The organism is Nostoc sp. ChiQUE01b (genome assembly GCF_034531255.1).
Classification (GTDB): Bacteria; Cyanobacteriota; Cyanobacteriia; order Cyanobacteriales; family Nostocaceae; genus Nostoc.
On record NZ_JAVRBM010000028.1, the window covers coordinates 88,701 to 96,233 of the forward strand.

At 44.4% G+C, this 7,533-nt stretch carries 8 protein-coding genes and 1 pseudogene; all 9 read left to right on the plus strand.

Features of this window, described 5'->3' with window-relative positions:
- Nucleotides 1-750 precede the first annotated feature (750 nt).
- The 9 genes and pseudogenes from dnaJ (at nucleotide 751) to RMY63_RS19425 (ending at nucleotide 7,426) form a co-directional block, all read left to right on the plus strand.
- Entirely contained in the window at nucleotides 751-1,878 is a 1,128-nt protein-coding gene (dnaJ, locus tag RMY63_RS19390) for a molecular chaperone DnaJ (protein ID WP_292860576.1), read from the plus strand.
- Complete coding sequence (locus RMY63_RS19395) at nucleotides 1,878-2,135, plus strand: sulfurtransferase TusA family protein (protein ID WP_322730271.1); 258 nt, start codon at nucleotides 1,878-1,880, stop codon at nucleotides 2,133-2,135. The genes dnaJ and RMY63_RS19395 overlap by 1 nt, the downstream gene beginning before the upstream one ends.
- On the plus strand, nucleotides 2,132-3,250 hold the full coding sequence (gene rsgA, locus RMY63_RS19400; protein ID WP_322730262.1) for a small ribosomal subunit biogenesis GTPase RsgA: 1,119 nt from the start codon (nucleotides 2,132-2,134) through the stop codon (nucleotides 3,248-3,250). The genes RMY63_RS19395 and rsgA overlap by 4 nt, the downstream gene beginning before the upstream one ends.
- A gap of 74 nt (nucleotides 3,251-3,324) precedes the next feature.
- A complete protein-coding gene (locus RMY63_RS19405; RefSeq protein WP_322730263.1) occupies nucleotides 3,325-4,086 on the plus strand; it encodes a Uma2 family endonuclease in 762 nt (253 codons plus the stop codon).
- A 44-nt stretch (nucleotides 4,087-4,130) separates the two neighbouring features.
- Nucleotides 4,131-4,700: a Uma2 family endonuclease gene (locus RMY63_RS19410; RefSeq protein ID WP_322730264.1), complete on the plus strand. Its 570-nt coding sequence runs from the start codon at nucleotides 4,131-4,133 to the stop codon at nucleotides 4,698-4,700.
- Nucleotides 4,693-4,992 (plus strand): hypothetical protein, encoded by a 300-nt coding sequence (locus RMY63_RS19415; protein ID WP_322730265.1) that lies wholly within the window; start codon nucleotides 4,693-4,695, stop codon nucleotides 4,990-4,992. The genes RMY63_RS19410 and RMY63_RS19415 overlap by 8 nt, the downstream gene beginning before the upstream one ends.
- 403 nt (nucleotides 4,993-5,395) lie before the next feature.
- A complete protein-coding gene (locus RMY63_RS19420; RefSeq protein ID WP_322730266.1) occupies nucleotides 5,396-6,985 on the plus strand; it encodes a glycoside hydrolase family 57 protein in 1,590 nt (529 codons plus the stop codon).
- Nucleotides 6,986-7,054: 69 nt separating this feature from the next.
- A pseudogene (locus RMY63_RS41850) lies at nucleotides 7,055-7,245 on the plus strand (DUF6888 family protein).
- A complete protein-coding gene (locus tag RMY63_RS19425; RefSeq protein WP_322730267.1) occupies nucleotides 7,229-7,426 on the plus strand; it encodes a DUF6887 family protein in 198 nt (65 codons plus the stop codon). The pseudogene RMY63_RS41850 and the gene RMY63_RS19425 overlap by 17 nt, the downstream one beginning before the upstream one ends.
- Nucleotides 7,427-7,533: the final 107 nt, after the last annotated feature.

A 7,533-nucleotide genomic window follows, 5' to 3' on the forward strand; every position in this document is an offset into this window, starting at 1 on the left:
GGGACTAGGGATTGGGGATTAGGAATTGGGGATTGGGCATGAGGCATGGGGCATTGGGAATGGAGAAGAGACAAGGTAGACAAGTCAGAGGGGGGAGACAAGAGAAAGACTTGTTCAATAAAATTCCCCCTTGTCACCAGTCCCCATTACCCCTTATCCCCAGAGGGGGCCCCACCTTCCCCAGTCCCCAATCCCCTAATTTGCAAATTTTTATTATGATATTTTAATATATCTAAATATTTAGATTTAGCGAAGTTTCACAACACTTCTGCGGTTTGCTAGATTGTAGAAGCAAATTACTTTGGGCTAGGCAATGTGCAAGTTCAGGGCAATCCAAAGCATAAGGGTGGTTTTCCACACCTAATTGTGCGGCTAGCCCCTCTGTTGATAGGCGAGGTTTTCCTCTCCTACGTAGCACAATTGTAAAAGAGACAGCCGACTCGGCAGTGAGAAGTCTGAGCAGAGGCTTATAACCAGCTGCTAACTTCTATAGCTTTTGTCGTCTCCCACGAGGAAAGCACCTGTTGCTCAAGATTTGTCGGTGATTTTTGTAAAAGGTAAAGGGTAAAATCAGTTATTAACAAAAATTAATTTTCTCTTCTGCCTGCCTTCCGGCAAGCGGCCCTCTAAGGATAATGTGTTGCTCTTGCATATCTGTAGGCAAAACACTTAATCCATAGGGTAGCAAGTGACCGTGAATGACGTTCTACTGACTTCTGCTTTCTTTCTTCTAACTTTTACCTTTGCTATATGGCCCGCGACTATTATGAAATCCTGGGTGTCTCTCGTGACACTGACAAAGAAGAAATCAAACAAGCCTATCGCCGTCTAGCCCGAAAGTATCACCCAGATGTGAACAAAGAACCGGGGGCGGAGGATCGCTTTAAAGAAATTAACCGCGCTTATGAGGTACTCTCAGAACCCGAAACCCGCGCTCGTTACGATCGCTTTGGCCCAGAGGGTGTATCGGGTGCTGGCGCGGGCTTTCAAGATGTCGGCGATATGGGTGGTTTTGCCGATATCTTTGAAAGCATTTTTAGTGGCTTTGCTGGCGGTATGGGTAATCCCACGCAACAAAGACGACGCAGTGGGCCTGCGAGGGGTGATGACCTGCGGCTAGACCTGAAGTTAGACTTTCGAGAAGCGATATTTGGCGGCGAAAAAGAAATTCGCATTTCCCATCTAGAAAATTGTGAAGTTTGTAGCGGTTCTGGTGCTAAACCTGGAACCCGCCCTCGGACTTGTTCGACTTGTGGCGGTTCGGCTCAAGTACGGCGTGTGACTAGAACACCCTTTGGCAGTTTCACCCAAGTCTCGACTTGTCCCACCTGTAATGGCACAGGGATGGTAATTGAAGATAAGTGTGACGCGTGTGACGGTAAGGGCGCAAATCAAGTCACCAAGAAACTCAAAATTACCATTCCAGCCGGGGTGGATAATGGCACACGTTTGCGGATTTCTAGTGAAGGAGATGCTGGTCAACGTAGTGGCCCTCCTGGGGATTTGTACGTTTACTTGTTCGTGAATGAGGACGAGGAATTTCAACGAGATGGGATTAATATTCTCTCGGAAATCAAAGTTAGCTACCTGCAAGCGATTTTAGGTTGTCGGTTAGAGGTAGATACAGTAGATGGGCCAGTAGAACTAATCATTCCAGCTGGAACTCAGCCGAATACAGTAATGAAATTGGAAAATCGCGGTGTACCTCGCTTGGGTAATCCCGTAAGTCGTGGGGATCACATGCTGAACGTGTTAATTGATATTCCCAATAAAGTCACCCCAGAGGAGAGGGAACTGCTGGAGAAGCTAGCTAAAATTAAGGGGGATCGGACTGGTAAAGGCGGTCTAGAAGGATTTTTGGGAAATTTATTTAAGTGATGAAGCCCTCTTCTGTTTCAACTCCCGATGCTCAACTTGATTTACGCGGCACCCCTTGCCCGATTAATTTCGTGCGGACAAAACTACGTCTGGAGAAAATGCCATTAGGAGGTTTGCTAGAAGTCTGGCTAGACCCTGGTGAGCCAATTGAGCAAGTTCCTGATAGTTTGACAATGGCAGGTTATCAGGTGGAACAAATTACAGACTGCACTAGTTATTTTTCTCTGTTAGTGCGCCGTCCAGTTGCTGGCCAATGACAGGGGAAAATTTTGCTGCAACTGGACAGTTATTGGGTACGGTGGTGGCTGTACAGGCTAATTTTTACCGAGTAAATCTAGATCAAGAAGATGGGGAGATGAGGGAGATAAGGGAGATGAGGGAGCAAGATCCTCCTCATCTTCCTCATCCTCCTCTTCTCCTCTGTACCCGGAGAACACGTCTGAAAAAAATCGGGCAACAGGTGATGGTAGGCGATCGCGTTGTGGTAGAGGAGCCAGATTGGGCTGGAGGACGGGGTGCGATCGCTGAGGTTTTACCCCGCCAAAGCGAGTTAGATCGTCCGGCGATCGCCAATGTCAACCAAATTCTATTAGTATTTGCCGTCGCCGATCCACCTTTGGAACCTTATCAGTTGAGCCGATTTCTAATTAAGGCTGAATCTACTGGCTTGGATGTGCTTTTATGTTTGAATAAAAGCGATCTAATTTCACCGACGGAACAACAACAAATTAGCGATCGCCTGCTCGGTTGGGGCTATCAGCCGATATTTATCAGCGTTAAAGATGGTATAAATACCGACCAAGCAACCAAATATTTGAGCAACAAAATTACCGTAATCGCTGGGCCTTCTGGTGTCGGTAAATCCAGCTTGATTAATACCCTAATTGACTCTCTTGATCTGCGAGTGGGGGAAGTTTCTGGCAAACTAGCTCGTGGCCGTCATACCACTCGCCATATAGAATTATTTGAGTTACCTAGCGGTGGTTTACTGGCAGACACTCCCGGCTTTAATCAGCCGGATATGGATTGTATACCAGAAGAATTAATTCATTATTTCCCAGAAGCAAGAAAGCGGTTAGCAGTTGCTAGCTGTCGGTTTAGTGATTGTCTGCATCGAGACGAGCCTGAGTGTGTGGTGCGGGGAAACTGGGAACGATATGAACATTATTTAGAATTTTTGGACGCTGCGATCGCTCATCAAACACAACTGTACCAGCAAGCCGATCCAGAATCTACTATGAAGTTAAAAAGCAAAAGCAAAGGCAAAGGGCAGAGTCAATACGAACCCAAGTTAGAAAGTAAAAAATATCGCCGGATTTCCCGAAAGACTCAGTTGCAGGACTTGCAGGAGTTATATCGGGATGAGGAATAAGGAGGGCGATGTCTACGACGAGTTGCGCCTGGTTGGTCACGATAGCATAGATACAAACAGAAAAAGTATCTTGTATGTCTCAGCCCCTTGCCACCACCCCTAGTTTACAAGCTGCCACTGAGAGTATAATTTTCCCACCAGGCGACATCTATAGTGATGAACCCCCCTTGGAATCTGATTTACACCGCGAACAAATTGATTTACTCATTCGCCTGATTAAATGGTGGTGGCGCGATCGTGAAGATTTTTATGCTACCGGCAACCTGACAATCTATTTCAGTCCCAACCAGAAAAAGTCAGAAGAATTTCGAGGCCCTGATTTCTTTGTGGTTTTAGATACAGAGAAAAAAGACCGCAAAAGCTGGGTTGTATGGCAAGAAGACGGCAAATATCCCAATGTGATTATTGAGATGTTATCTGATTCCACTGCCTCGGTTGATAAAGGTTTGAAAAAGCAAATATACCAGAATACATTTCGTACTCCAGATTACTTTTGGTTTGACCCAAATAACCTAGAATTACAGGGATTTCACTTAGTTGATGGACAATATCAAGACCTTATACCCACTGAGTCGGGTTGGTTGTGGAGTCAGCAGTTAGGGCTATATTTGGCAGTATATTTGGGCAAATTACGCTTCTTTACACCAGATGGACAGTTGGTAATGTTGCCAGAGGAAGAATCAAACCAACAGTTAGAGCAAGCAAATCAACAATTAGAGCAAGCAAACCAACAATTAGAGCAAGTAAACCAACAATTAGAACAAGAACGTCAACGAGCTGCAATATTGGCAGAATGCTTGCGAAATGCAGGTATTGACCCTAACCAAATACTCTGAAAAATAGAATTTTATCTCTAAACTAGGCATGGAAAAATAGTGCTATGAACCAAACAATATCTAATAAAGTCCGTTGGACAACCTCAGACTTAGAATTACTCACAACTGACGAATGGAAGCGCTATGAAATTATTGACGGAGAACTATTTGTGACTAGAGCGCCTCACTGGAGACATCAAGGGACTGCGGGTAATATATGCTTAGAGTTACAAATTTGGTCTCGCTCTAGTGAGCTGGGGGAAACTCGTCAAACTCCCGGCATAATTTTTACAGATGCCGATAATGTCATACCAGATGTAGTTTGGATTAGTCGTGAGCGTTTAGCACAATTGCTAGATGACGAAGGGCATTTGAGAGGAGCGCCAGAACTCATTGTGGAAGTGCTTTCTCCTGGGACAACCAACGAACGTCGAGACCGAGAAGCCAAGCTGAAACTATACTCATCCACAGGAGTCCAAGAATATTGGATTGCAAATTGGCAATTACAGCAGCTAGAAGTTTATCGCAGAGAAGCTGCCCAATTAAAACTGATAGCAACCTTGCTGGCTGATGACGAAATCACATCACCATTGTTACCAGGTTTCGGCGTTCGAGTTCAGCGTTTTTTTGGATAATTTTGGCGTAGGCGTAGCCCGCCGTAGGCATCGCTCATCAAACTCAACTTCACCAGAGAAGGCAAAATTAACAATTCAAAATTCAAAATTGTACCCTTACAGGGAAGCGAGCTACGCGCATCTTCTTGTAGAAAAGAGAATTTCAGACGTGGATTTAAACCGTTTGATCAAAGAAAAAAAGGATACAAAGCCAATGAATTTATTTATGGAAAAGAAAAAATGCAAAGCAACATTAATTCAAGCCCCCGGATTTATCCTGGTCGTGCTTCAATGCGTGAATTTTGAATTTTGAATTTTGAATTCCCCGCAGGGGTTGACTGAGAGTCTCCATACTGAGGTTGTCAAAGTGTCACGCCGAAGCCTCAATGCTTCCTGAGCCTGTCAAATGCGAACAGCATCCCGCAAGGAAAAAATGAAACTGAAGCTACGTGAAGGTGGCTCAAAAATAATTATTAAACTGCTAAAGCACAAAGATAACAAAAATACTGTAACTTAGAAACCCGATTTTTCTACTGCAATAAGCCAACCAAAAACTAGAAGAGGAATGATAAGGGGCTAAAAGATTGGTACAAGGTTTTTAAATTAATTTAAAACTGCTACAAATCTACTTTGCGATCCCCATAAAGTCTTAAAATATTGTTAATTTCTGCCAACCCTCTCGACCTTCAACTTACAAGTATCACCCCAAAATCACTATGTCTATCGGCTACGTCGCGCTTGTACTCCACGCACATCTACCCTTCGTTCGTCACCCAGAAAGTGACTACGTGCTGGAGGAAGAATGGCTCTATGAAGCCATCACAGAAACCTACATCCCCTTATTGAAAGTATTTGAAGGCTTAAAGCGAGACGGTATCGACTTTAAAATCACGATGAGTATGACACCCCCTTTAGTGTCGATGCTTCGCGATCCTCTGCTTCAAGAACGCTATGAAGCACACTTAGCTCAACTAGAAGAACTTGTAGCACTAGAAGTAGAACATAATGTTAACAACGGGCATCTTCGTTATTTAGCCGAACATTACGCGACTGAGTTTAGCGAAGCGCGTCAGCTATGGGAACGCTACGACGGAGACTTGGTGACAGCTTTTAAGAAGTTCCAAGACAGTAACAACCTGGAAATTATCACTTGCGGCGCTACTCACGGCTATTTACCGTTGATGAAAATGTATCCCCAAGCGGTGTGGGCGCAAATTCAGGTAGCCTGCGAACATTACGAACAAACCTTTGGACAAGCACCCAGAGGCATTTGGTTGCCGGAATGTGCCTACTATGAAGGTTTAGAGCGGATGCTAGCTGATGCTGGGTTACGCTACTTCCTCACTGATGGGCATGGCATCCTTTATGCCCGTCCCCGGCCGCGCTTTGGCACTTATGCCCCAATTTATACAGAAACTGGTGTTGCTGTCTTTGGTCGAGATCATGAATCTTCTCAACAGGTATGGTCTTCTGAGGTAGGCTATCCTGGGGCGGCGGAATATCGGGAATTTTATAAAGATTTGGGCTGGGAAGCAGAATATGAGTACATCAAGCCCTACATTATGCCTAATGGTCAGCGGAAAAATACGGGCATTAAATATCACAAAATTACGGGGCGTGGCTTAGGTCTATCAGATAAGGCGCTCTACGATCCTTATTGGGCTAGGGAAAAGGCAGCAGAACACGCTGCTAATTTTATGTATAATCGAGAGCGGCAATCTGAGCATCTCTATGGTATAATGCAACGACCACCAATTATCGTTTCGCCTTATGACGCAGAGTTATTTGGACATTGGTGGTATGAAGGCCCTTGGTTCATTGATTATCTATTCCGCAAATCGTGGTATGACCAAGGAACATATCAAATGACCCATTTAGCAGACTATTTGCGGGAGCAGCCGACGCAGCAAGTTTGTCGTCCCTCGCAGTCGAGTTGGGGTTTCAAGGGTTTCCACGAGTATTGGTTGAATGAGACGAACGCGTGGGTTTATCCGCATTTGCACAAAGCTGCTGAACGGATGATTGAAATCTCGCATTTGGAACCAGAAGATGAGTTGGGGTGGAGAGCGCTCAACCAAGCAGCGAGAGAATTGTTGTTAGCACAATCTTCCGACTGGGCATTTATTATGCGGACGGGAACAATGGTACCCTATGCAGTTAGACGGACGCGATCGCACCTGATGCGGTTCAATAAGCTCTACGAAGATGTGAAAATCGGCAAAGTTGACAGTGGTTGGCTGGAAAAAGTCGAGTTAATGGATAATATCTTCCCTGAAATCAATTATCGCGTCTACCGTCCGCTATAGTTTCACACAAAGTAATCAACATTAGTAGGGTGGGCATTGCCTACCCTATATTAGTAGTGAGGAGCGTTTATTTTACCAACAACAGAACAAGCCTTAGCCTGTGTAAGGGTTTGTCAAATGCTGTCAAATCTTTATAAAGATATCCGCTTATTTGATTTGACGATAAAACAGGGCAAGTTTACATCCTAGCTGGAGATGAACAGCAAGTCATTGTACTAAATGATGGAATCTGGGATTTTGTCAATGAACCAGAATTATGAGCAAATGAGTTTTACAGAGTTGAGAGCTTACGTCGTGGAAAACCGCGAAGACATTGAGGCTCTACGTTTTTTAATGAGCAAACGTGACCTTAATTCTAAAGGTTATCCTATGCCTGTGACAGAAGCTGATATACAAGCCCAGATGGAAATCATCAGGCGCAAGATTAATGGAGAACTTTGAGATTATTGTCTTATTCAGTAAGCATAATTAGGGTGGGTAAATCATACTCACCCTATTAGACCTATCCGAAATATAAATACGGCATAAAAAAGTGGTAGAAGAATAAA

What these genes read in the sequence shown, in the direction of transcription:
- dnaJ (WP_292860576.1), top strand. Translation starts at nt 751, where the DNA reads ATGGCCCGCGACTATTATGAAATCCTGGGTGTCTCTCGTGACACTGAC.
- RMY63_RS19395 (WP_322730271.1), top strand. Translation starts at nt 1,878, where the DNA reads ATGAAGCCCTCTTCTGTTTCAACTCCCGATGCTCAACTTGATTTACGC.
- rsgA (WP_322730262.1), top strand. Translation starts at nt 2,132, where the DNA reads ATGACAGGGGAAAATTTTGCTGCAACTGGACAGTTATTGGGTACGGTG.
- RMY63_RS19405 (WP_322730263.1), top strand. Translation starts at nt 3,325, where the DNA reads ATGTCTCAGCCCCTTGCCACCACCCCTAGTTTACAAGCTGCCACTGAG.
- RMY63_RS19410 (WP_322730264.1), top strand. Translation starts at nt 4,131, where the DNA reads ATGAACCAAACAATATCTAATAAAGTCCGTTGGACAACCTCAGACTTA.
- RMY63_RS19420 (WP_322730266.1), top strand. Translation starts at nt 5,396, where the DNA reads ATGTCTATCGGCTACGTCGCGCTTGTACTCCACGCACATCTACCCTTC.
- RMY63_RS19425 (WP_322730267.1), top strand. Translation starts at nt 7,229, where the DNA reads ATGAACCAGAATTATGAGCAAATGAGTTTTACAGAGTTGAGAGCTTAC.